Source organism: Pseudomonas sp. ATCC 43928 (assembly GCF_005938665.2).
GTDB lineage: Bacteria > Pseudomonadota > Gammaproteobacteria > Pseudomonadales > Pseudomonadaceae > Aquipseudomonas.
Genome location: NZ_CP041753.1, coordinates 4,013,514 through 4,037,129 on the forward strand (window position 1 = coordinate 4,013,514; position 23,616 = coordinate 4,037,129).

At 57.4% G+C, this 23,616-nt stretch carries 25 protein-coding genes and 3 pseudogenes; 8 read left to right on the top strand and 20 right to left on the bottom strand.

Features of this window, described 5'->3' with window-relative positions; all coding sequences use genetic code 11:
* Positions 1-60 precede the first annotated feature (60 nt).
* The 5 genes and pseudogenes from fabV to FFH90_RS18270 form a co-directional block, all read right to left on the bottom strand.
* Positions 61-1,257: an enoyl-ACP reductase FabV gene (gene fabV, locus FFH90_RS18250; RefSeq protein ID WP_018929787.1), complete on the bottom strand. Its 1,197-nt coding sequence runs from the start codon at positions 1,255-1,257 to the stop codon at positions 61-63.
* 211 nt (positions 1,258-1,468) lie between these two features.
* Positions 1,469-1,648 (bottom strand): annotated as a pseudogene (locus FFH90_RS30395) (integrase); the annotation flags it as partial.
* A 218-nt stretch (positions 1,649-1,866) separates the two neighbouring features.
* The gene (locus FFH90_RS18260) at positions 1,867-2,463 is read right to left on the bottom strand and encodes a LysE family translocator (RefSeq protein WP_064618394.1); all 597 of its coding nucleotides are present in this window, start codon (positions 2,461-2,463) and stop codon (positions 1,867-1,869) included.
* A 108-nt stretch (positions 2,464-2,571) separates the two neighbouring features.
* Complete coding sequence (locus tag FFH90_RS18265; RefSeq protein ID WP_064618396.1) at positions 2,572-3,408, bottom strand: AraC family transcriptional regulator; 837 nt, start codon at positions 3,406-3,408, stop codon at positions 2,572-2,574.
* 397 nt (positions 3,409-3,805) lie between these two features.
* The gene (locus FFH90_RS18270; RefSeq protein WP_064618398.1) at positions 3,806-5,020 is read right to left on the bottom strand and encodes an MFS transporter; all 1,215 of its coding nucleotides are present in this window, start codon (positions 5,018-5,020) and stop codon (positions 3,806-3,808) included.
* A 98-nt stretch (positions 5,021-5,118) separates the two neighbouring features.
* Here FFH90_RS18270 and FFH90_RS18275 point away from each other — a divergent pair, with 98 nt between their 5' ends.
* Entirely contained in the window at positions 5,119-6,060 is a 942-nt protein-coding gene (locus tag FFH90_RS18275) for a LysR family transcriptional regulator (protein WP_138867790.1), read from the top strand.
* Positions 6,061-6,659: 599 nt separating this feature from the next.
* Here FFH90_RS18275 and FFH90_RS18280 read toward each other — a convergent pair.
* The 3 genes and pseudogenes from FFH90_RS18280 to FFH90_RS18290 form a co-directional block, all read right to left on the bottom strand.
* Positions 6,660-9,371, bottom strand: coding sequence for an AAA domain-containing protein (locus FFH90_RS18280; RefSeq protein ID WP_138867791.1), 2,712 nt, complete (start codon positions 9,369-9,371; stop codon positions 6,660-6,662).
* Positions 9,372-9,439: 68 nt separating this feature from the next.
* Positions 9,440-10,119: pseudogene (locus FFH90_RS18285) on the bottom strand (transposase); the annotation flags it as partial.
* 47 nt (positions 10,120-10,166) lie between these two features.
* Positions 10,167-11,063, bottom strand: coding sequence for a LysR family transcriptional regulator (locus FFH90_RS18290; RefSeq protein ID WP_018930328.1), 897 nt, complete (start codon positions 11,061-11,063; stop codon positions 10,167-10,169).
* Positions 11,064-11,190: 127 nt separating this feature from the next.
* Between FFH90_RS18290 and FFH90_RS18295 the strand changes: the two genes are divergently transcribed.
* Positions 11,191-11,649, top strand: a complete 459-nt coding sequence (locus FFH90_RS18295; protein WP_230139439.1) for a DUF6196 family protein — start codon at positions 11,191-11,193, stop codon at positions 11,647-11,649.
* A gap of 166 nt (positions 11,650-11,815) precedes the next feature.
* Here the strand turns inward: FFH90_RS18295 and FFH90_RS18300 are convergent, their stop codons facing one another.
* Both FFH90_RS18300 and FFH90_RS18305 read right to left on the bottom strand, forming a co-directional pair.
* Positions 11,816-12,199 (bottom strand): tautomerase family protein, encoded by a 384-nt coding sequence (locus FFH90_RS18300; protein WP_138867792.1) that lies wholly within the window; start codon positions 12,197-12,199, stop codon positions 11,816-11,818.
* 209 nt (positions 12,200-12,408) lie between these two features.
* Positions 12,409-12,987 (bottom strand): DUF4337 domain-containing protein, encoded by a 579-nt coding sequence (locus FFH90_RS18305; RefSeq protein ID WP_018930261.1) that lies wholly within the window; start codon positions 12,985-12,987, stop codon positions 12,409-12,411.
* Positions 12,988-13,217: 230 nt separating this feature from the next.
* On the opposite strand from FFH90_RS18305, the gene FFH90_RS18310 reads away from it, so the two are divergent.
* On the top strand, positions 13,218-13,832 hold the full coding sequence (locus FFH90_RS18310) for a LysE family translocator (protein WP_064618408.1): 615 nt from the start codon (positions 13,218-13,220) through the stop codon (positions 13,830-13,832).
* 91 nt (positions 13,833-13,923) lie between these two features.
* On the opposite strand, the gene FFH90_RS18315 is transcribed toward FFH90_RS18310, so the two are convergent.
* The 4 genes from FFH90_RS18315 to FFH90_RS18330 form a co-directional block, all read right to left on the bottom strand.
* Positions 13,924-14,340, bottom strand: coding sequence for a nuclear transport factor 2 family protein (locus FFH90_RS18315; RefSeq protein ID WP_086946188.1), 417 nt, complete (start codon positions 14,338-14,340; stop codon positions 13,924-13,926).
* A 90-nt stretch (positions 14,341-14,430) separates the two neighbouring features.
* Positions 14,431-15,051, bottom strand: a complete 621-nt coding sequence (locus tag FFH90_RS18320; RefSeq protein ID WP_138867793.1) for an NADPH-dependent F420 reductase — start codon at positions 15,049-15,051, stop codon at positions 14,431-14,433.
* A 114-nt stretch (positions 15,052-15,165) separates the two neighbouring features.
* Positions 15,166-16,131, bottom strand: a complete 966-nt coding sequence (locus FFH90_RS18325) for an SDR family oxidoreductase (protein WP_138867794.1) — start codon at positions 16,129-16,131, stop codon at positions 15,166-15,168.
* Between the two features lie 47 nt (positions 16,132-16,178).
* Positions 16,179-16,814 (bottom strand): NADPH-dependent F420 reductase, encoded by a 636-nt coding sequence (locus FFH90_RS18330; RefSeq protein WP_138867795.1) that lies wholly within the window; start codon positions 16,812-16,814, stop codon positions 16,179-16,181.
* Between the two features lie 161 nt (positions 16,815-16,975).
* On the opposite strand from FFH90_RS18330, the gene FFH90_RS18335 reads away from it, so the two are divergent.
* On the top strand, positions 16,976-17,428 hold the full coding sequence (locus FFH90_RS18335; protein ID WP_018930255.1) for a helix-turn-helix domain-containing protein: 453 nt from the start codon (positions 16,976-16,978) through the stop codon (positions 17,426-17,428).
* A 60-nt stretch (positions 17,429-17,488) separates the two neighbouring features.
* On the opposite strand, the gene FFH90_RS18340 is transcribed toward FFH90_RS18335, so the two are convergent.
* From FFH90_RS18340 to FFH90_RS18355, 4 genes are all read right to left on the bottom strand, one after another.
* Positions 17,489-17,905 (bottom strand): nuclear transport factor 2 family protein, encoded by a 417-nt coding sequence (locus FFH90_RS18340; protein ID WP_111453437.1) that lies wholly within the window; start codon positions 17,903-17,905, stop codon positions 17,489-17,491.
* A 47-nt stretch (positions 17,906-17,952) separates the two neighbouring features.
* Positions 17,953-18,381, bottom strand: a complete 429-nt coding sequence (locus FFH90_RS18345; protein ID WP_230139440.1) for an ester cyclase — start codon at positions 18,379-18,381, stop codon at positions 17,953-17,955.
* Positions 18,382-18,464: 83 nt separating this feature from the next.
* Positions 18,465-19,064, bottom strand: coding sequence for an NADPH-dependent F420 reductase (locus FFH90_RS18350; RefSeq protein WP_138867796.1), 600 nt, complete (start codon positions 19,062-19,064; stop codon positions 18,465-18,467).
* Between the two features lie 59 nt (positions 19,065-19,123).
* Positions 19,124-19,858: an SDR family NAD(P)-dependent oxidoreductase gene (locus FFH90_RS18355; RefSeq protein ID WP_018930253.1), complete on the bottom strand. Its 735-nt coding sequence runs from the start codon at positions 19,856-19,858 to the stop codon at positions 19,124-19,126.
* A 112-nt stretch (positions 19,859-19,970) separates the two neighbouring features.
* On the opposite strand from FFH90_RS18355, the gene FFH90_RS18360 reads away from it, so the two are divergent.
* The 3 genes and pseudogenes from FFH90_RS18360 to FFH90_RS30400 all read left to right on the top strand — a co-directional run bounded on the left by FFH90_RS18360 (position 19,971) and on the right by FFH90_RS30400 (position 21,187).
* The gene (locus tag FFH90_RS18360) at positions 19,971-20,333 is read left to right on the top strand and encodes a helix-turn-helix domain-containing protein (protein ID WP_018930252.1); all 363 of its coding nucleotides are present in this window, start codon (positions 19,971-19,973) and stop codon (positions 20,331-20,333) included.
* Positions 20,334-20,561: pseudogene (locus tag FFH90_RS18365) on the top strand (transposase); the annotation flags it as partial.
* A gap of 227 nt (positions 20,562-20,788) precedes the next feature.
* Entirely contained in the window at positions 20,789-21,187 is a 399-nt protein-coding gene (locus tag FFH90_RS30400; protein WP_230139441.1) for a hypothetical protein, read from the top strand.
* A 119-nt stretch (positions 21,188-21,306) separates the two neighbouring features.
* On the opposite strand, the gene FFH90_RS18375 is transcribed toward FFH90_RS30400, so the two are convergent.
* Positions 21,307-22,029 carry a tetratricopeptide repeat protein gene (locus FFH90_RS18375; RefSeq protein ID WP_064618422.1) on the bottom strand — a complete coding sequence of 241 codons (723 nt, stop codon included), beginning with the start codon at positions 22,027-22,029 and terminating at the stop codon, positions 21,307-21,309.
* 229 nt (positions 22,030-22,258) lie between these two features.
* Here FFH90_RS18375 and FFH90_RS18385 point away from each other — a divergent pair, with 229 nt between their 5' ends.
* Positions 22,259-22,420, top strand: a complete 162-nt coding sequence (locus FFH90_RS18385) for a DUF2986 domain-containing protein (RefSeq protein WP_018930247.1) — start codon at positions 22,259-22,261, stop codon at positions 22,418-22,420.
* A 136-nt stretch (positions 22,421-22,556) separates the two neighbouring features.
* On the opposite strand, the gene FFH90_RS18390 is transcribed toward FFH90_RS18385, so the two are convergent.
* Positions 22,557-23,606 (bottom strand): alpha/beta fold hydrolase, encoded by a 1,050-nt coding sequence (locus FFH90_RS18390; protein ID WP_138867797.1) that lies wholly within the window; start codon positions 23,604-23,606, stop codon positions 22,557-22,559.
* Between the last annotated feature and the right edge of the window lie 10 nt (positions 23,607-23,616).

Genomic DNA, 23,616 nt, shown 5'->3' on the forward strand with positions numbered 1-23,616 from the left:
CCCCTCTTGGGCAGCAGCTGCCTCTGCATGGGCATCGAGGCAGCTATCCATACTTACGACCTAAGCTTGGAGCAGGTTGTAGATCTTGACGTCCGGATCGACGTCAGCCTCGTAGTCCACCCCTTCGATCCCGAAACCGAAGAGACGCAGGAACTCCGCCTTGTAACCGACAAAATCAGTAAGTTCATAAAGGTTGTCATTGCTGACCTGATCCCATAGTTGCTTGACCCGATCCTGGACTTCGGGAGCCAGCTCCTTGTAGTCCGCGCGCAGGCGACCCTCTTGATCCATAACTGGAGAATGGCCGTACAAGCTGTCTTTGTAGAGCGCGTAGACCTGCTCGACGCATCCCTCGTGTGTGCCCTGCTCCTTCATGACTTTGAACAACAATGACAGATACAGCGGCATGATCGGGATAGCTGAACTTGCCTGGGTAACCACCGCTTTCAATACCGAGACCCGCGCGTCACCTCCCAGAACAGCCAACCGTTCACGGATACCAAGGACTTTCTGATCCAGGTCCTTCTTGGCCGCACCAATGGAGCCGTTCCAGTAGATGTCATGAGTCAGCTTTTCGCCCAGATAAGTGAACGCGGTCGTTTTCGCCCCATCAGCCAGAACACCCGCTTCGTGCAGGGCATCGATCCACATCTGCCAATCTTCGCCGCCCATCACGGCCACCGTGCCATCGATTTCGCTTTGGGTCGCGGGTAGTAGCGTGGTGTCCTTGACCACTTCCTTATCAGTATCCAGGCCCCGCAAGGTCACGGCCTTGTCGAGCGGCTTAAGGGTAGAACTGAATACTTCACCCGTCTTGGGGTGTGTCCGGCGCGGTGCGGCAAGACTGTAAACAACCAGGTCGACCTTCCCGAAGTCGCGCTTGATAACGTCGATAGTCTTCTGTTTGATCTCATCGGAAAAAGCATCGCCGTTGATGCTCTTGGCGTAGAGGCCGTCGGACTCGGCAAACGTGTGAAAGGCCGCTGTGTTGTACCAGCCGGCGGTGCCGAGCTTGCCCTCATCGCCTTCACGTTCGAAAAACACACCGAGAGTGCTGGCGCCACAACCAAAAGCTGCCGTTATCCGCGCAGCAAGTCCGTATCCGGTCGATGCACCAATCACCAGTACGTTCTTTGGCCCCCCGGTGATCAATCCTTTCGTAGTAACGTAATCGATCTGATTCTTGACGTTGGCTTCGCAGCCAGTGGGGTGGGTAGTCACACAGACAAAGCCGCGAACGCGCGGTTTAATGATCATAAAAGATCTCCCTCTTCCAGGATGAGAGCCAACCTTGGCTACGAAGTTATAGACGCCTGGATAGCTGGAACGTCACGATGAAAGATCTGCAGCGATTGGTGCCTCGCCAAGCAATGCTTGAACAAATCCTTCCTACTGGTCATATAGCATTGGCAACCTAGAGCCTGGCAAGAGACTGCGACGGTCTAGCCTCGACCGTTGCAGTGGGTGGTCAGAGGTCCATCTGTTCCGCCATTTCCAGGGTGTCATCGACCTCGATCCCCAAGTATCTAACGGTACATTCAAGCTTCGTACGGCCAAGCAGGAGTTGCACTGCTCTCAGGTTCTTCGTCCTGCGATAGATTAGCGATACCTTGATTCTCCGTAGCGTGTGGGTACCGTACATGGTTGGAATGTCCTGCATCGGCAGCCTCTCTACGAAAGTCGTTAGGTTCAGCGGTTGTTACGGAGTGCCCATTGGCTCGCGCAAATGGACGGAATCCGTGTGTCAGTCCGCACTTGGCCGTTTTTGACTATCTATCGCCACCGGCAGCTTTGGGTCGTTTTCTGCCTGTCGTGACAGGCGGGGTCTGGCTGCTGATTAAAGCGCCCTGCCCAGGCATGTTCGACCTACACCAGCACGGTCAACCAGGCCGACACCAGCAGCAAAAAAGCCAGTGCATGGTTCACGCGTTTGAACGCCTGTGGCGAACCAAAAAACCGAGCACTACCCACGCCGAGCAACGCCCACAGAGTCATGCACGGCAAAGAGACCAACAGGAACACCAGCGACAACAACACCAGCCGCATGGTCTTGTCGCCGCCACCGGCAAACACGCTCACCACCGCCACCGCCATCATCCAGACTTTGGGGTTGAGCAATTGCAGGGTGGCGGCACCGAACACACTCAGGCCCTCGTCGCGCGGGGTAGTCGGGTTCAGGGACGGCGGCGCGCTTTGAAAGATCTGCCAGGCCAGCCAACTCAACCAGAACACCCCGGCCCAGGCCATCGCCTGCTGCACTCGCGGAAACCGCAGCAGCGTCTCGCCCACGCCGAGCCCGACGGCAAACACAATCAGCGCCGCCGCCACGCATGCGCCAAAAATTAGGGGTAGCGTGGCACCTAGCCCCCACCGCGAACTGTGGCTCAGCACCAGAATATTGGTCGGCCCCGGGGTGATCGAGGCAACGAACGCAAACAGCAGGAAAGGCAACAACGATTCCATGGCTCAGACTCCCTGAGGACACATCGAAGGCGCAGAAAGGAACAGCGAAAAAGACATGGCATGGACTCCTTGATCAGATAGGAGGCCATGGTCGCGGGTCAGCGGGATTCAGTCTGGAAGGTTTGAGCAGCGCTTGCGGTAGTCCGCTGGCGTGAGCTGGTAGGCACGGCGGAACCAGCGCCCCATATGGCTTTGATCGGAGAACCCGAGAGCACTGGCCACCTGCGCCGGCGACTCGCCCCGCGCCAGTAGCTGCCGCGCCTTGGCCAGGCGCAGCTGGATCAGATAAGCATGAGGCGCCAGCCCAAAGGCTGCCTTGAAGGCCCGCGTCAAGCGAAAGCGATCAACACCACAGGCTTGAGCCAGATCATCCAACCCGATGTCCTCGTAGACATGGGCATGCAGATAGTCACGCGCAACCTGGGCCACCAACGGCAGACGCGGATCAAAGGCCTGCCGCTTGCGCCAATCAAGGTGGCAAGTGAGCGCCCCCAACAAGGTATCGATGGCGCTCTGGCGCACGATGCGCAAGTCACCCTCATGGAGCACGTGGAAGGCTTGATAAATGGCAGTGGCCAGGCCCGGATCCTGGCTCAGGGTGTCGGCAAAGCCCGGCTGACTATCGGCCGGCGCGTGCTCGAACAACGCATGCAACTCCCGTTCAAGCCAGTGCGGATCGAGGTAGAGCATGGAATAGGTAAACCCTTCCTCGGTCGGCGCATGCCCATCGTGGATTTCCCCCGGCTCCAGCATGAATACCTTGCCCGGCGTACTAAGATGGCGAACGCGTCGGCAATTGAACTGCTGCACCCCCTGTTCGGTGACCCCCACCAGAAAACTGTCATGCCAGTGCGGATCGTAGGCATGCCCCTGAAAATGGGCACGAATCGATTCAATCCCGGTATCGGCATCCTGGGACAGCTCAATCCAGTTGCGTTTATCCACGGAAGGCTCCAGAGGTATGGTTCAGCTTTGAACTGTGCGGGCGACTAAATTACCGCGCTTTTGAAAAGGACGTTTAGAAGATTTGTGCGGTTTGATGCTGAGCCATAGCTGCCTATGCTGAAAGGCAGAAAACGGGTCGATCTCCGTCAGTCGTGATAGGCAGAAAGCGACCAGAAACAGCCTTTCGCGGATAGAAATCGACCAGCAGCTGACCGCGTTTATAGGTAGAGATCGGTCACTTGCTCATCACGAGGGCGATCGCGAGCACAACTACGGAGGCTCATTGAAGGGATCGCCCTTAAACCAAGGGTGTATCAAGGCCAAATCAAATGAAGCCTCAATGATCACCTCTGCCCACCCTCTTAGGGTTGATAAATCCTCAACACCTCGGCAGTAGTTAACGCCTGAAAGCATGCCCCTTGGCTATCGAAACAATCAACAGCGCTGGTAGTAACAATGCCAGCGCTACCCAGGGAATAGCACCTGCCCCCCATGTTTCCAGGAAAATGCCGCCGATCACACCACTGCCTGCAAACGCCAGATTGAAGACGGTCACCAACATTGATTGCGCAATATCAGCGCCGTCACTGGCAACATCAGCCAAGGAGGTTTGCAATAAGGTTGGCGCACCACCGAAGCTCATCCCCCACAGGACGATGCCGATATAGATCGCACTGACGGGCAGCTCACCCAGGCCCAGGGCAAACGAAACCAGGATGAATGCTGTCAGGCTGAGCAGTACCAGACTCCGAAGCCTGTCATCAATCAGCGTGCCGATCATCCATAGACCGAACAAGGCCGCAATACCGAATGAAAGAAGGCCCCGATCTATCTGATCGGCCAATCCAACAGAAGCCAGGAACGCAGCAATATAGGTATAGAGGGTGTAGTGAGCCAGGATCCAGAGCATGACCACCGCCAGCACGGGCCGCACGCCTGGGGTTTGCAGGACCCTGCGTAGCGGCAAGCGTCGATCGGAGCGTTGTCCGGGATAATCAGGCACTTTCAGATATATCCAGGCCATCAGCAAAAGGCTGAGTCCTGAGAGAGTCCCGAACACACAACGCCATCCCAGCAGCTTGCCGAGCCAGGCACCTAGCGGTACGCCTAGGGCAAGTGCCAAAGGGATGCCGAGCATGGCCAGCGCCATTGCGCGACCGTGCTGCTGTGGGGCGACCAATCGTCTGGCATAGCCGGCCAGCAGGCTCCAGGCCAGACCGGTTGCGATACCCACCACGAAGCGGGCAGCCAGCGTCAATGAAAACCAGGGCGACAGGGCGGTCACCGCATTACAGGCGCAAAACACCCCGACAGCCAGTAATAGCACCAAGCGCCGACGCCAGCCCTGCAACGCGAGAGTCAATGGAATAGCCGCTAACCCTGAGCCCAGCGCACATAGGGTCACCATCTGACCAGCCCACGCTTGCGACACACCAAATGCCTCGGCGATTTGCGGCAAAAGTCCTGCTGGCACCGTTTCGTTGGCGGTGGCGATAAAGCTCCCCATTGTCAGCGCCAACAGGGCCGCCAATGGGAGACGCCCAGTAGTGAGGTATTCGGTATTGCCCGATGTCGTGAAAGAGCCATTTTCAAATTGCGATTTGCTGGTCATGACCTGTGCTCAGAGGAATGGGAGACGTGAGTGTGATGAATTGCTACGGATTTGATAATTGGTCTACCATTTGATGAACCATCAAATTTGAATTGAATATGGCTACTGACCGATTGGGCGACATGCGTTTGTTTGTCGAAGCGGCAGCACTCGGCAGCTTGTCTGCCGCAGGGCGCAAACTGGCGCTGTCGCCGGCCGCGGCCAGCGCGCGACTTATCAAGCTTGAGGCGGCGCTGCGCACCAAGTTGTTTGATCGCACAACGCGTCAGTTGCGCCTCACGGAAGAAGGTCGGTTTTATTTGCAGCAATGCTGGGTCGCATTGCGGGCTATCGATGAGGCGGAAGCTGGACTTCAAGCCAGTCAAACAGAGGTGCGTGGCAAGGTCCGGATATCCGCATCCGCCGATTTTGGCCGCAATCTTTTAAATGACTGGCTTGAGACATTCAGTACATTGCACCCGGAACTGTACGTCGCACTGACGTTGTCGGACTCGGTGTCAAATCTGGTGCAGGACGATGTCGATCTGGCAATCCGGTTTGGACAGCCGCATGACAGCTCGATGATCGCCAGGCAGTTGGCTCCCAACTGGCGAGTACTGTGCGCTTCGCCTGATTATCTGGCGCGATACGGTAAACCCCAAACCCCTGCTGACTTGCCTAGCCACAAGTTCATCGTGCTGGTGACGTCTGCAGGTCCATTGAACACCTTTCACTTTGTGGTGGATGGTCAGGAATGGAACCACACCGTTCCCATGAGCCAGGCATGGGAAACCAACGACGGCGCCCTCGCGCGCGCATGGGCGTTGGCTGGACATGGCATCGCACGCAAGACTATTTGGGATGCGGCAGCCGATATCCGTGCTGGACGACTGAAGGTCCTGTTACCTGACTTTTGTGTCCGAGAGGCCGGCGTCTACGCGGTATTACACGGCAATCGTTACCGGATTCCCCGCGTGCGTGTATTGCTGGATTTCCTTACCGACCATTTTGATCGCGCAACCGATGAGCTGTTGTTCGACCTTAAAGTACCTAATGCCTGATGTTAGGAGGTTGTAAGCCACGCCATACCGGATAAGAGTTGCCGTCAAGTGCGCAATGAGGTTGCCTAGGTCGGGGGCAGACAATTTCCAGTAAGTTGAATGGCCCTCTGGTCTCGTAGACACATCTGACTGGCTGCTGGAGTGTCCGCTATGGGTCCAGGCTGTGTAAAAACGCAGGCCTCGTTTTGAAGTCTGTGTCGCTACGTAAAATCTGACCGTGATTGGCAGATCAGTTCAGTGGTCCTGAAATTTGCGTAGGAACGCGGTTTTCGTTCCGATTCGAACCTTCAAACCTGCTCTAAAACGTTTTTACACAGCCTGGGTCGAAAGCGGTCCCTCACCAGCGGCTGCTTTCGACCCGATCCCTGAAGCGATTACTGACCAAGCCTGATCCTTACATGCGAAATGCTGTCTCTGGCATCGTGTTGGATGGCAAGGGCTTCGCCCGTGTTCGCGGTGGTGCGGCACTCCGGTAAGCCCGCTCCCACAGGAGTCGCGAATACTTTCGGTAACCCTTCGATCGGCTAGCTTGCGGCTTGGCTACAGGCAGCTTCGGGTCGATTGCTACCATCAACGACTGACGACCTCTGACCCAGTGCTTATGCGCCATGCGTAGGACTAGCCCACTGCCCGATAAAGTCGCCAACTCTCCGCTCAATGTCACTCTCAACTGTCCGCAGCCGCAGAATAGGAATGCCACTTCTAGCCAAAATCTCATTTTTCATGGCGTCCCGAGCTGCCTGCACGGGTCGGTCGTGGTACCCGCCATCAACCTCGATCACCCCTATCGGTTTTTTGCCCACTTTGAAATAGATCACGAAATCGCAACTGGCGCGCCTCATGAACGCCCGCTGGGGCTCCGTCCAGTCGAGGCTACCCGGCGATGCAAGCTTATCCAGCTGGATCTGTGTGTGGTACTTCAATGCCTGGCACGCCGGGGCTGACAGCGCTTCACGCAGCAACTGTGCCACGATCTGCTCGGACTTGTAGCGTGAATCCTCGGGCCGCAGGCGGGCGTCCAAGCGTGCCAGAGACTGGTCGTACTCGCGGTACAGCAAGTCGAATGCCGACACCACCGGCGCGCGTACGATCTGATCGTCCTGCGCGTAATAGCTGATGTAGCGGATCAGCGCGGCGATGTGGCCATTGTTGTCAGTGAACACCTCGTCACCGCTCACCAGGGTGAAGCGATGTTTGGCCCGCGAAACTGCCACGTTGATCATGCGTGGGTCGTCGACGAAATCCAGGCGTGTTCGCGCCTGGTTGTAGCGCTTCTTGTCCAGCACGGTGGAGAAGACGATCTCGTCGCATTCGCGCCCCTGAAACTTGTGCACGGTGTCCTTGACGAAATCCGTCGGCAAGTGCGTGTCGGAAAGGTTGACTTGCGCCCGGAACGGGGCGATGTAACCGCGGCCTTCACCGTCCATACCGACGGGCGGCCCCTCGTCCCCAAGCACCTTCAGCAGGGAGTCCAATTCCCGAAGGTTGGTGTTCTTCCTGGCGTGGTTGCCCTTGGCTGTCACCACCAGGCGCAGGGGGGCTTCGCCCTTGTCCTCGGTCATCGGCACCAGTGCGTTGTCGTAGAACTGCTGGTTGCAGAACTGGATGATCCTGGGGTGGCAGCGGTAATGTTCTTTCAGCAGGGTTCTGGGCAGCGTGTCCTGAAACACGGCAATGCACGAATCCAGCAGGCTGTAGTGCTCGCAATCGTAGACTTCGGCGGGCGCTTGAAGCCCCAGTGCCACAGGGATATGCGGCAACTGGCGGTTGTCTCCAACGACGATCAGGTTCTTTGCGCAGCCCAGTGGCAGGATGCCCGGCACGATGTCCTGCAAAGAGGCTTCGTCGATGATCACGTAGTCGAGGACCGCTCCCGGCGCGATCGAATTGACGATGGAGTGCGTGCCGCTGCCCAGGATAGGGAAGCGCTGCAAGAAGACATCGAAATGCCTGCGGTAAGTTTTGACATCAAAGCTGTCCGACGGCGGTACCTGAAGTTGCAGATGCTGCTTGAGATGGTGCATCGATGCTGTTGTCAGTTCTTTCAGCAGGGCCGTGAAATTCGCGCGTGCCAACGATTCACGGCACGCCCGCAGCTCCGCTTCCTTGTCCCGTAGCGACTTGTCGTAGTAATGCATCTGCAGTGCATGGAAAACGGCCATGCGCGCCTCGCCCTCGGTGAATGGCTTGGTGCGAAAGATTCTGAATTTGAACAGAAGCTCGATACGGTCTTTGAGATGAATGCGCTGCTCGCCGAGGTACGCCAGGTAGGCCATGAGGTCCGCAGTCTTGCGCGGTGTCAGGCCGTACTTGTCGAGCGAGACTGTGGCCTGTACATCGCTTTCTGCCTGCCACTGCTGCAGGTAGCGCCGCTCGATGACCAGCTCGTCCAGCTCGATTTGCAGTTGTGCCGCCCTGTTGTGGTCTTGCAGGTGCTGCTTCAAGCGGGTCAGCAAGGCCTGGATTTCATCTAGGGATGGTGCCGGCTCGGGTGCGTTTGATGGCCAAGCAGGCAGATCGGCAAAGAAGGCCTCACGTTTGTCCTGGTTGCCAAGCTTGGCGACCAAGTAGCCCAGGCCGTATTTCTCCAGCTTTTCGTAGACGTTTTCCACGGCAGCGTTGTTGTTGGACAGCACCGCTACCGTCTGCCCACGTAACAGAATATTGGCGAGGATGTTGAGGATCGTCTGCGTCTTGCCGGTCCCTGGCGGGCCTTCGATCACGCTGATTTGCGCGCTGAACGCCCGCTCGACCGCCTGAAGCTGACTCTCGTTAAGCCCGAACGGATAGATGAGCCCCTGACCCGGCGCCAGCGTGCCGTTGCGCCCCGTACAATAGGCTTGCAGGGCAGTGCCAGCGATGGCGGGCAGTTTTCCGAGCTGGCGCACCACATTGTCGGCAATTTCACGATCAGTTTTCGACTCAGCGTGATCCTGTCGGGCATTCGCCACGAGAGTGAAATAGCGGAAGACCGGTGTTTCCTTCATCGATGTCGGGGCGGTAAAGCCGATACCGTCCATCTTGTAGACATAGGGCTTTTCGGCGCCCGGGTAGTGCACGACGGCATATCGCTCGCCGTAAATCGTAGCTTTGGCAATGGGCGTGACGATCGTGCTGCCGGGCTTGTGCAGCAATACATTGGTCAACTCGCGGGTGGGCGAAACTTGGCAGTTACTGAGCGCACGGGTGTATTTTTTCTTGGAGGGGAAGTGACAGGTCAGTTCCAGGGCTTCGTACTTGTCGCTCCAGCGAATCGCCCAGTCGCTGATCTTTGCGGTCTTGTCCTCACCATCCACCTGAATCGAAACCATATTCCTTATCCCTATGCGCATGACATCCGGCTTCGCCTCGCGCCGAATGTTACTTTCTCCAAGATGAGTCATATTGCCATCATTGCGTGCAGGATCGATAGCCGGTTCTGCACTGCGACGGCCAGCGTGAATTCGTCGGCCGCACCACTCATGCCCCGTAGTCGCAGGCGATCCAGTTTCAGGATGCGCTTGAAGCGGGCAAACAGCATTTCGACCTTCTTGCGCTCATGGTGAGAGCGCACGTACTCCGGCGTTGCTGCAATGCGTCGAGCCACATCACGAGCGGCTTCATGGACGCTGCGAGCAATCTTGCGAATCGAGGTGTTCGGACAGCACTTGGCTTTCAGCAGGCATGTCGCGCAGTCGGTCTGCCTGGATCGGAAGATGATGGTGTTGGTGACGTGCGAACGCTCGTCTTGAAGGCTCGCCATTCGCTGCGTAATACGTTGCCGGCCGGGCAGCGGTATTCCTCGGCCTCTTCATTCCAGTGGAAATCGTTACTCGAAAAGCTGTCGTTCTTGCGCTCAGTTTTGCCCCACACCGGCATATGCGGCTCGATGTCTTTTTTCTCCACCATCCAGGCCAGCATCGGCGCAGTACCGTAAGCGGTGTCGCCAATGAGGCGCTCTGGCTTGATGTCGAACTGCACTTCGACCCGATCGATTATCGTCTTGGTGCTCTCGACTTCTGGGGTTCGATGAGCCGGTGTGGGTTCCACATCCATGATCACGCAGTGCTCGCCATCCATCGACTGGCACGCTCGCTCAAGCTGTGTGCAATCAGCTCTAGCTGCGGTCAACCCAAGCTTTGGATGACCTCATCCACGAAGTGTCGGAGCTTTGCTGAAGGGCGACGGTCGGCGGGGTAGATCAGGTTGACAGGGTAGATGGGGCCTTCGAAGTTCTCAAAAAGCACGACCAACTCACCTCGTCGCACGTAGGGCGTCAGCACGTCCTCGACGCAGAGCGTAATACCGAAACCCGACAATGCGGCGTTCACCTTGGCCATGGTGTTGTTTACTTTCAGTCGACTCGCAATGGGGATCGTGAACGTCTGCATATCTTTAGTGAATCGCCAGAGCTTGTCTGTCATTCGATCGGAAAACAGGTAGCCCAGACAGTCATGGTCCACGAGCTGCTCAGGATGGAGCGGGACCCCTTTGCGGGAGAGATAAGCGGGGGATGCGCAGGCTAACATCCTGAAAGGTTTCAAACCGCGTTGAACCAGAGCTGCACTGTCGGCCAGTTGAGGTTTTCCCAGCCGGAAGACGACTTCGTAACCTTCTTCCACGACATTCACGAACCTGTCCGTCAACTCCAACTCGATTTCCGTTTCGGGGTAACGCGTCAGGTATTGGGTGAGGAACGGGATCAGTCGATGAGAGCCATAATTATACGGCGCGCTGATCCTTATTTTTCCTCGCGGTGTTGAGTTCGCTGCCAAGGCCAGAGCATCGGCGTCATCAACGTCGCTCAGAATGGCCTTGCAGCGTGAGTAATATTCCCTGCCCACGGCAGTCAAGCTTTGACGGCGAGTGGTTCGCGTGATCAATTTGAGGCCTAGCTCAGATTCCAGATTGCCGACCTGTTTGGCAATCAATTGCGGGGTCACGCCTAACAAGGCAGCGGCTGCCGAGAACGAGTCTGATTCGGCTGCCGCCACGAACGCTGCCATGCTTTTCAGCTTGTCCATATCTACAACCTTTAGTTGTCAATGTTATTAAATCTTGAGCATTTATCTTCAAGATCTTGCTGTTCATCATGCCTTGGGTCAATCAAAGTAAGCGCGTTGCGCTTCGTAGAGCGGAGATTATGAATTGGTGAACATATCGCATGAAACGGCAGCGGATACCGAGCGCCGACTACTGCACGTGACCTCTCAGGCGCGCGTCCGGTTCTTTCCTGGCACATATACGTTTTTGGAGTTTCCCTTGTCATCGTTTCCTGGTGCGGCATATCCCGACGCACTGGCGCTCGTTCGAGACGACAAGGTATGGAGTCAACTGGTCCCTTGCGACGACATCGAGCGAGAACTGTTCGGCGTCTTCCGTTTCCATTTCCCTGAAAACGTAGACAACAGCGGATTCGTGGGCTGGTTGGCGATGCGTCTGAAGCGGCATTTTGGAACTGGCGTTTTCGTCACTTGCGGCCAAAACAGAGATGAGGGCGGGATATTTGATTATTGGGGCGTCCCGGCCAGCCTTGCTTCGGGTGTCTTCGCAGAGATCCAGGCTTTGGTTGATGGCCGAGCGGCCGGGGAAATGGGAGTTTCCCGGTAGCGGATATGGTCGCGCGTGCCCAAGTGTTCGCTTTTGGCCGATTGAATAGCAGCCGTTCCCGGAAGACCTAAACCGGCCAAAAAGTGGATGATTTGAGTCGAGAAAATAAATCAAGGAACCGCGGTACGCGGTCCCAGAGAGCGAAGCGAACGGCTTGAACCGCTTGTTATACGTTAACCCTGTAACTCAAGGTTGCCTCATCGCCTGTGATCCCTCGGAATCCCCAGCAATGACTTGGTTGCTCAAATATTGTGATTTCAACGTCAACCGGATTTATAGCCAAGTTTCGCTCAAAGGCTGTAAATATTTGCTTTATGAGCTTCTTTTTTGTTTCTTCCGTTCGCCCAGAAATCATGCTTATTTCGATTACTGTGTATTTTTCAGATCTGCCGCCGGGGTAATAGAAATTAGTTTTATCTAGCGGGACGAAACGGTGAGCACGCTTGTCTTCGGGTAACCCAAGAACAGTAGTCATGCAATTATGTAGCACATCGGACATCTGTGCTTTTTTGGCATTTAAATTGTAGTCAATTCCATAGACGGTGATCATTGCGATTCCTTGCAAGCGTATAACTACTATAGGTGACATGCCATGTCGCGATGGCGTGCCGTATAAAGTTCCTTGTCGTCCTGTAAGTCCTTGTCTAGCTTTGCCATCACCGTGTCCACCGTCCCTTTTGGCCGATTTCTGCCGTTCGTGAAGGGCAGAAATCGACCAGTAGCGGTCGCATTCGACAGGTGAACGTCTGAGCGCCTCGCTCAGATATGCAGCCAAGCCAGCGAACCCAGCATGACGCCAACACCCGCGGCCCCAAACGAGAGCCGCTTGAGCCATTCCTTACGCGTCAGCAAGGTAATGGCCGCCAGTGAAATTGCTATTTGAATCGCTGTCATTGCCTGGGCCCAGCGGTGATGCTGATGCAACGCCTGCTCTGACTTCTCGTCCCACTCCCTTGCCCGTTGTTCGAATGCTTCAGCCTTCTTGCGCGCCTCCTCCTTCTGTTCCCCGTACCGCCGCGCCTCAGCAACATAATGGGCGGAATCCAGCCCAGGGAGATGGCTTGCCAGATCCGACAGGTTCTGCCGGCTGGACTTGGCCTGGTAATAATTCCACTCGTTGGCGGCTTCGGTTTTCTGGATAGCGGCGTTGTTTTTGTCCATGGCCGCCTCATTCTCCGTTGAGCCGGCCTGATAGCTCATCAGGGCGCCGACGGTCGCCATGATGGCTGTCATCACCGCAATCTTGCTGGCAAAGCTGTCGCCTTGTGCATGCGCATGATGGGTGGTGTGCTCAATGTGTTGCTCGTGAGGGCTGGGGACTTCGAACTCTTCAGGCATGGGTGTCGATCTTGGAGGTGTTAGTGGAGATGGACAGCATTATGAATTGTCCCTGATTCTTTGGACACAATTGACTGGCAGCCAGTGGTCCAAAGTGTGTAAAAAGCCCCTGATCTCGATAACGCTGTGCAAGACTCTTATTTCGATGGACGTTGAGGTCACAAACGACCTTAGCTCTTAGTACATCTCACCCGTGACGATCACCGTCCACTGGACTCGCGAGGAAGCACATGATCGATGGTTCCGCCGTTTTGACAGTCTTTTTGGTCTACTTGGCCGGCGTCGTTATCCCCGGGCCAAATTTCGTTGCGGTGGTCCATAAAGCGGTGGCTGCTACGCGGTCAGAAGCTCTGGCTTTGGTCGCGGGCATCGTACTGGTCAACTTGTTCTGGTCCACCTGTGCAATTGCAGGTCTCGGGGTTGTATTTGCTGCGCTCCCTTGGGCTGCGCTTGTTGTAAAGGTTCTGGGCGCCGCCTACCTGATGTGGTTCGGATTCCGACTGCTGATCAACGCAGGGAAGAATGCGCTTGGCCCGCTAAATGATGCCATCGCCGGCAGTTGCCGGCAGTCCTTCATTCAGGGTGTGGTTACCAATATTGGCAACCCCAAGTCCATGGCTTTCTATGCCGCTGTCTTTTCAGCCGCAGCCCCCGCCCACGTTTCGCCAGGCACGTTTTTGTCGATGCTGGCAGTTGTCGTGGTGGTTTCAATGACCTGGTATGGAATGGTCGCAATCGCTCTTTCGCAACCCAAGATCGCTGCCGGGTATCAAGGGAGGAAAAAAGCAATTGATCGACTGTGCGGTGGGTTGATTTTGTCTTTGGGGATTCGCCAACTGGTTTAGCAATCCTCTCCTTTATCCGAGAAGAAGGAGACACACTTCGCGATGTCTTCCCCGCTCCCCTCCCCGGCTGCGTACAGTTCTTCTCGATGGGTCAGGGCCTGGAGCCCACGTCCATTTCGCAGGCCCGCGACAGTGCTTGCGTATCGATATACTCCCGGATGTTCGTCAGCTTTCCATTTCGCACGGTAATGGCGAAGACCCAATCGTCCTCCCACGTTTTATTCGTGGCCTTGATTCTCCCCTTGGCGAAGCCGACGACCAGAACCCGGTCACCCTGCGCCACGTATTCATGGAACTCCATGACAGAGGTTTCCATCTTTTCGGAAGCCTTCTGAAGCAGATCTTCCAATCCCGCGTGCCCGCGATGCGTGCCAGCCAGCGGCCAGTCCTCGCCCGGAATGATCCATTCAATATCTTCGGAAGTCAGCGCCATTAGACCTCGCCTATCGCTGCGGCCCATTGCAGTAAAGAAGTCTTTAACAACCTGAACATTCTTTTGTGTGTTCATCAAAATCTCTCCGCTTCTCTCGCATCTGCTCGCGTCCGTTCTAATCAGATACCTTGTGGACCTGCCGGTGAGGGGCGTGGTGTCGGAGACTCAGCCGATATCGACTTTCAAGGCGATGTCCCAAGTGCCGGCGCCGTTTTTCGCCAGGCCGATCATCATCAGGCCGAGCGCCTCGAGCGTCTGGGCCATGTGCAGGCCACCAACATCCAACGGACGCAGCCCGAGACTTTCGATGAACGTCGAGACGCGCGCCTTGGCCTGCGGATCGTCGGCGGCGATGAACGCATCGAGGGGGCCTCCCTTGGCAAGGACGTGGCCGAAAAGGGCGTTGAATGCCTTCACGACATGCGCGCTGGCGGGGGCGATCCTGGCGATCTCCTGCGCACCAGAACTGCCGGCGGGAGAGACGAGACCCGTGAGGTCCGGCGAGGCCGTGTTGGTGATGTCGATGATCACCTTGCCGTCGAGTGCGTCTCCGTAATCGGTCACCACCGAGGCCGCACCGGTGTAAGGCACGGCGAGGATGACGATGTCGCCAGCGGGCGCGGCCCCATAGGTTCCTGTGGTCGCTCCTGCTGCGAGCTTGTCGACCAGCGCCTGCGCCTTGGTGGGGTCGCGGCTGACCACCTCGACGGTGTGTCCAGCTTTGGCGGCACGACCGGCAATGGCCGCAGCCATGCCTCCTGAACCGATGATGCTGATAGTGCTCATGTGTAATCTCCAAATGAGTTGGGGTATTGCCCGCAATCTCTGAACGGGCTTCCCCCGGTTGGTATCCCGTGTTGTGCCGGGCTCGTTGCGACCCGGCGAACATCCTCAGCTCACTCAGGCGGCAGGGAAGTAATGGCCATTGTCCATATCGGCAAACAGGCCCGGCTGCATTGGTGTCCAGCCGAGCATCCGGCGCGTGATATCGCTCGACGCCGGGGTATCCAGCGTCACCAAGTTCGCGAGGAAGCCGAAGAAACCCGGCCCCATCATTACGTCCGCAGGAATGGGCACGACGGGAAGGTTCAGACGGCTGCCAATGGCCTGCGCGATCTCGCGGTACGGGATAGCCCCTTCGGCAACCGCATGCCAGGATCTGCCAGCGGGCCCCTTCTCCAGCGCCAGGCGGAACAGGGTAGCGAGGTCGCGGGCATGCACTGCCGCCCACCGGTTGGAGCCGTCGCCGGGGAAGCCAACGACGCCCTTTTCCTTTGCTTGCCCGATTAGGACCTGAAGGAAACCGGCCTTGTCGGTTGAGCTGTGCATGATTTCAGAAATGCGCACGACCGAAGACCGTACGCCCCGCTCTGCGAGACCGATTACAGTCAGCTCCACGATGTTACGAACCCGCAGGGAGCCCTTATATTGATCGCCAGCCGGAGAAAGAGCCGGATCTTCCTCGGTCGCCGGTCGGTTCTGGAGCGGCCCAGGAACCGGCCAACCCTCGTTAGTCGGCGAACCAATGCTGCCCGACACGACCAGCGGCTTTCCCGTTCCAGCCAGTGCATCACCGTATGCGAGCATGATCTGGACCTCCGCTGCGGCAACAGCGTCGATCCCGCCGACCGGAAGCAGGTCTTGTCGGTGCGCGACGTGGATTACGCCGTCGGCGGCTGCAGCCGCCTCCTTGAGCCCCTCGAGATCATCGAGATCACCGCGACGCACCTTTGCGCCGAGCGCAGTGATCGCCTCCGCCGCGCTGTCTGACCGGGCCAAAGCGGTGACCTCGTGGCCGGCAGCGATGAGGTCGGAGATGATGTATGGACCGGAATGGCCGGTCCCGCCAGTTACGAAAACGCGCATGTTGGTGATCCTTGTAAGTGGGATAAAAAATGGTGCTGCGGGTGCGGTCAGCCGAGAAGGCTGACGCCGATTGAGAAGTGCGTGTGCTTGACGGAGTGGGCAATGAGGCCCAGCGAAAGCAGGCAGGCGTGCTCCAACGTTCGCGCCATGAGTAACGGCCCGGTGTCCATCGGGCGTAATCCGAGGCTCTCGATGAATGCCGAGACGCGTGCCTTCGCCTGCGCGTCGTCTCCAGCGATGAACACGTCCGACGGGTGGCCCTCGACAGGAGCGGCAGCCAGGACGTGGGAGAAATGGGTGTTGAACGCCTTGATGACTTCGGCGTCGGCTGGGGCTGCTTTGGCGATTTCCTGCGCGCCGAAACTATTCTCAGGAGTCACAAAGCTTGTGAAGTCGGGGGCGACGGGGTTGGTGATGTCGACAAGAAGCTTGCCTGCCAATTCTTCGCCGTACTGCTTCACCACGTCGAGAACGACTGAATAGGGAACCGCCAGAATGACAATATCCCCGGCCGGCGCGGCGCCGAACGTTCCTGTCGTCGCGCCGGCTCCGATCTGCTCGGCCAGCGCCCGCGCCTTGATGGCGTCACGACTCATCACCTCGACGGTGTGTCCGGCTTGGGCGGCAAGGCCGCCGATCGCTGCGGCCATTCCACCTGAGCCGATGATGCTGATAGTGCTCATGCGCAGTTTCCTTGCAGGTATGGGGGTTGATCATTCCATGGCTGCTGGTGCGATCCGGCGAACTCATTCAACGTGCGATCCATGCTGGTCGCTTTACTTGCAAATAGCAAGTGATCTATGGAATTTTACTTGCGACATGCAAGCGATGCTAAGATCCAGCCATGAAGACAACTCTTAAAGAAGACTTTCGATCCCATTGCGCGGTGAACTACGGCGTGGAGATTTTTGGCGACCGGTGGTCGCTCTTGATCATTCGCGACATCGTTTTTGTTGGAAAGAAGACGTATGGCCAGTTTCTGAAATCGGAAGAGGGAATCGCGACCAATGTTCTTGCTTCCCGACTTGCCTTTCTTGAGGAGCAAGGCGTTCTCTCGAAGGCGCCCAGCCCCGACGACAGACGCAAGGACTTTTACACGTTGACCGAGAAGGGCCTGGACCTCATTCCCATCGTGATCAACATTGTGCTCTGGAGCGCGAAGCATGATTCGAAGTCGTACGTGCGGCGCCACGAGGATTTGGTTGCTCGATTAAGTCAAAACCCCATGCAGGTGAGCGAGGAAGTGAAGGCGCTGGTCCGCAATGGCGGGTGCCTCTTTCCTGAGAGCGGGGGATGAACAAAGCGGCGAACGCGCCCTGTCACGGCGCGCAAATGAGTTGGTATCAGTTCCGATGACTCAGGTCCGAGGGCTCGCGACCATTTCCGAGGCCCGCGCCAATGCTTGCGTGTCGACGTACTCCCGGATGTTCGTCAGCTTGCCATTGCGAACAGTGATGGCGAAGACAAAATGGTCCTCAAACGTCCTGTTCGTGGTTTTGACTTTCCCCGTAGCAAAGCCGACGACCAGGACCCGGTCTCCCTGCGCTACGAACTCGGGGGGCTGCGGGGAGGAAACTTCCATCTCTGCGCAAGCCTTCTGAAGCACGTTTGCCAATCCCGCGTGCCCGCGGTGCGTGCCGGCCAGCGGCCACCCCTCTCCCGGAATGATCCACTCGATATCTTCGGCAGACAACGCCAGCAGACCTTGCCTATCGCCGCTGCCCATTGCTGCAAAAAAGTCCTTCACAATCTGGATATTCTCTTGATTGCTCATAAAGACTTCTCCCTTGCTCTTACAAAGGATCGCGTAGTGTCCGTCATTCAGCGGGGGACGAGGCCGAGTTGTTGCTGCATCGCAGAAGCCTCGTTGTAGCAATGGAAAGATTTGACCTTCCCGCCTTCGAGGTGGAAAACATCGCATGACGGGACATCTATCTTCTTGCCCGTGGGAGCTAGCGTCCCTGAAGCAAGTGGCAGATCACCCTTGTGCGTTCCCCGAATCGCGAGTTCGACAACGACGACGTCTCCCGCGACATGGACGTTGAATATCTCACGGTGGACATCGGGGAACGCACTGACCATACCCGCGATAGACTCACCAATGGCCTTGCCGCGAAACTTCATGCCGGATGCCATATCCCACATGTAGCCTTCCTCAGAGAACATGGAAACAAACTTCTCGATATCCGTTCCCTGCCCTTCCGCGGCGGCGCAGAGTTCTCTGATTATTCTTTCATTATCAAGCATCATCATTCCTCTCCTTCATTATTGAGCACTTACCAACTCGTATAAGTTGTGGCCAGGACCGCACCAACATTTACGATCGCGATTCATCAGCCGAACTTGACCAAGTCCTTGAAGATCAGTTGACCCCAGGTATTTCCGCGCGCCTGCACAAGCAGTCCACCTTCCGAAAGCCCGCCCAGTTTGATCGGCGAGAAACCGAGATTTTCTGCAAGCGCACCCACTTCCGTTGCGGCGCCGTCATCGTCGCTCGCCAGGAACACGACTCTCCTGCCACCCTGTACGGCCGGATCCTGGCCAAGGACGGCGGCGCCCAAATGGTTGAAGCCCTTGACCAGTCGTCCACCAGTAAAGGCCTGCGCGACGACTCTGGAAGATGGTTCTCCTCCCAGTTCTTCAGGGGACACGCCGTAGGCATTGGTCACATCGATGATGGTCTTCCCCTTCCAGGTCGGCAACGCCTTAGCGACATCCGGGTGCGACTCGAAACGGACAGCCAGAAAGACGATGTCCGCCTTGACCGCGTCCGCCAGGTTTTTGGGAATGATCTGAGGTCCGATCGCTGCTGCGACGGATGCAAAGCTTTCCGGGGCGCGCGTGGTTGCAACGGCTACTTCGATGCCGTTGCGGGCAAACGCCTTGGCCAGGGCCTGGCCGATATTGCCGAAACCGATGATTGCGTAGCTCATATATTCTCCTCAGGTTTACCACGCCCGGCGGCGCCAAATAGCGGACCGGGCGTGGCGAGTCAGATTTGCGCCAGGCCGCCGTCGACGGCGACCTCGCTGGCGGTCATGAAGCTGCTGTCCTGCGACGCGAGAAAGGCAGCCACCGCTCCGATCTCCGCTGGATCGGCCATGCGCTGGAGCGGATTCATCGAGGCGAAGACCTTCATGCCCTCCTCGCCTAGCGCGGCCTTCGCGAGTTCGGTCGCCGTCGGCCCGGGCGACAGCACGTTTACCCGGATGCCAGTGCCCTTCAAGTCCTCCGCCCAGGTCCGCGCGAGGTTGCGCACTGCCGCCTTGCTCGCGCTGTAGACGCTGAATGCCGGGGCGCCCGTGGTGCCGGCGCTCGACCCGGTCAGGATGATCGAACCGCCCTGGCCCATCAGCGGCAGCGCCTTCTGGACCGTGAAGATCGTCCCCTTCACATTGGTTTCGAAGGTTTCGTCAATGTGCTCGGCAGTGAGCTTGCCGAGCGGAAGCGGGCCTCCCGCCCCGGCATTGGCGAAAACGATGTCGAGGGTTCCGCGCTCGGCCTTCACCGCTGCGTAGAGTCGGTCGAGGTCGGCCTCATCGGAGACCGAGCCCTTCACCGCGCGGGCATTGGGCCCAAGTTCGGCCACAGCGGCGTCAAGCGCTTCCTGCCGGCGGCCAAAGATGAAGACGAAGGCGCCCTCCTCGATGAAGCGTTTTGCAGCGGCGAGGCCGATGCCCGTAGCGCCACCGGTGATCACAGCGGTCTTTCCATTCAGTCTGGTCATGTCGTACATCCTTCCTAAGCGTTGTATGGAAGCAGGGAGCTGCTTGCTTGAGAACGACTATGCGGATCTAATAACCTAACGACAAGTATGCACTTTTAGGTAAGTACCCAATATGACCACACCTTCTGAAACCTGCGACCCCGGCTGCGGGCTCAACGCCACGCTGCGCATCATCTCGGGCAAGTGGAAACCGCTGGTCCTGTTTTTCCTGCGCGACGGCCCAAAGCGCTATGGCGAACTCAAGCGTTTGATCCCTGGCGTCAGTGACAAGGTGCTGATCCAGCAATTGAAGGATTTGGAGGCCGATCACGTGCTGGCGCGGACCGACTACAAGGAAGTGCCGCCGCGCGTGGATTACACGCTGACCCCGCTCGGTCGCAGCCTGGCTGACGCGATCATCCCGCTGTGCACCTGGGGAACCGAGAACATGGCGGAAGTGGCAAGCATCTTCGCCAAGCGCGACACGCTGCCCTAGCGGGATGTGGCTCGGCATATTGCAGCGACACCGGAGTACATGCGCTCTCGCCACGAACGCAAGAATCTTGAAATGTTGTTTGCCCACCTCAAGCGCATCTTGAAAGTGGATCGTTTACGACTACGTGGCATGAGTGGCGCGACCGATGAGTTCACGCTGGCCGCCGCAGTGCAGAACCTGCGCCGGCTGGCCAAACTTTTACCGCAAGGGCCACCGGTCACGGGATAGGTGCGCCTGCACCAAGTAATAAATCTCAAATTAACCCAATCCACTAGATAACAAACCTCAAAGAAGCCGAACAATGAGGTCGTCGGCTATTTAAGCCGCGGGGTCCTAGAACTTTTCTCTTTTTATCGGTCTATGTGGACAGGCACATCCTCGGTAAGCGCGACCTCGCAGGCTTCCCGCAGTCAGATGGCCACACGTCCATTGTCAATCAGAGGTTGTCTTCGCTCATGAAATTCCATGACCCACGGATGGTGCTCTTCGGCCTGTTCGCGTTCGCGGCAATGGGCTCCGCATCAGCAACACAAATGAAGACCTCAACCCCTGTTTTCACAACTGAAATGGCAGCCGTTCAGGCTCCGGTCGAGGCCGCCGGTAACCCTTGGCCAACCTTGGCCAGTACGGCCGGCAAACAGCCAGGCCCCTTGCTGGCCCATGACGACCGATACTGGCATGACGGCCGTTGGCACGATCGTAGAGACGATTGGCGCCGAGACGAATGGCGTAGAGAACAGTGGCGCAGAGAGCAAGCCCGTCGAGAAGCTGAACGCCATCGTTATTGGGAGCGCCACGATGATCGGCCCATGCGGCACCCCTACGAGGACGATCACCGCTACTATCGTCGCTAGCCTGAGAATAGATATCGATGATGCCTTGGGAATGGCGGAACAGACGGAAGTCTGACAATTGATGTGACGCGACGGTCGAAGCTGGACCGTCGCCGACCCGCCAGAAGACACTCAGAAACTCATCCGTGTACCAGATAGGCTCCCAACGGAACCCGATGCCGTAGCTTCTTGCATTTGCCCGGTGGGGGCTGATGCCCGGGCGGACGATCAGGAAACCAGATTCGGCATTTACCCGGAGGCGGCCAATGGCCACGGGGAATCTCAACACCATCGTACGCGGGCGCTGGCTCGGCGGAAGCCGATTGCAATTCTCCTTCGGGCATTGCGCGAGCGAAGTTGCCAGCATCGCGCCCAGTATCCGGAGCGGCTTGTTCAGCAGCGGCCATTTCTGCTTCGCGCAGCCTTTGGGCCTCCTCTTCAAGCCCCTTCTGTACTGCGACCTGGTCCTCTTTGGCGTTGGGTGAGGTGCTCGATGCGTTGGCCTGCTGCGCCGCCTGGATCAATTGGAAGTTGCGGTTGCGTAACGCTACGTTGCTACCAACTCTCATGTTCGAGCGCACCGCCAACGTTTCAGCCTGTTGGTACTGCCCCTGCTGAAGACGCAACACACCGAGATAATGCAGCGTCGCGGGATTGTTCGGCTGGATATGCAGAGCACGCTCCAGCGTCGCAGCGGCTTGGTCCAACTGGCCATCTCCATACTGCCGCGATGCGGTTTCGATCAGGGTGGTTGATGCGCTGTTGCTTTGCGAGGGCGCCCTTCGCTCGGCAGCAACCGAACAAAGCGACGTGACGACGCAGAACGCCAGGAGGAGGCTCGGCAGAGAAATCTTGGTTGGCATCAGGGGGCGGACTCAGCTGATCTCGGACGGCACTGTCGTAAAACAGGCCACCAGCACTGCTCGGCATCTGCGATACAGGGCCCCCATTGACCTGGCCAGTACCCTGAAGTTCCCGCCGCAACCGCCACTGCAGACGGAGTGGAATCCGCGGGCCACCGCAACCGGTATCAATTTTTACCTGAAATTTTAAGCTGGTATCATTCAAGCACTGACAAACCGAGCAGAAAATATGAATCGTCGTAAAAAAATAAATCAGTTATTAAAGGCTAACGCCAAAAAGGCCAGCGCCAAACTGGCACCGAAAAGCAAGACTAAATACATTAGTAAAGCTGACCGATTGAAGCTGGCGGCTGAAGCCGGTCAGGACTCAATCACTTGCGCTGAGAGCTGATCTACCTAGCCTTCGCGACCGACCGCTTCCGCCGCAGAGCCCACTTCCCTGCCCAACCGATCTGACAGATCGCGCGGACGCCAAAACTGCTACAGCGGTTTTTTTGTTGAGCTGCAGCAGTTCCCGCACCACGAGTTTACAAACTTGCTTCTTTGTAGGATGACTGAAGAAACTCTGCTATCAGCGATGTGATCTGCTGCTGAATCACCCCACGTGAGCGACCGCCGTCGCCATCCAGGCAAATGATGCCATCGCCTGGTACATCGTCTTCGAGCAGTTTCTGCGCGCCAGGTTTGCACATCGACAAGAAGCTGAAATGGCTTGCGTCGCTGATTTCGACGTAACGGCTTGTCGCCGCAGGCAAGCGTTTGGCCAGGTTGGCAGACTCCAACTCAGCAGGAAGCTCGCGCGACGGTACACCGGCAGCGATCACCAGCGTTGGTACCGGCAGCGCCGCCAGGCTTTCATCGGTCAGGCCCCGTGAAAGGCCCAGGTCCAATGTGACCACAGCAGAGACGCGTTTATCGCGCAAATCGGCGGCCAACGCGGCCTTTGATTTTGAGGTGCTTGCAGGGTTTATCGTTTCGTAGACGGTGCAACTCGCTAACTGCGGGTGAGCTTTGCAGTCAAGGGCGAAGCGGTCTGGATCGAAACGAGCGCCGGCTATCTCCAGGGCGGTCCAGCCGCCGAGTGAATGGCCCACTACTGCAATTCGGTCATTGGCGACCAAGCCGAATTTTTCTGGTTGAGTCGTGACCGCATCTATGGCTCGGCGTAAATCAACCGGGCGCTGCCATAACTGCGCCGCCGCTTGAGGGCTACGGTCATGAGTGGTGGTGCCAGGGTGATTGATTGCGGCGACGATGTACCCCCTATGAGCCAGAGCACTGGCAAGCCAGATCTGGTTGCTCCAGTTCCCCCTGTATCCGTGGGAGAGCACCAACAAGGGATGCTTGCCAGCAGCGGGCGGCGCGTTACGAACGGCAGAAGCACCGACAAACACCACATCATCGCCGATCAATTGCGTGGCGGCGGTAGTCGCACTGGGGTACCAAACGACCATCTCCAGTGAGCGGTCACTGTGCGGGTCCGGCAGTGTGGAAGATTGGAAGCCGACAGGGTTCTCGTCAGCGAGTGCGAGAGGAGTCAGGCAGATCAACAACAGGGCGCCAAAAGCTATTTTCAATGTCGTTTCT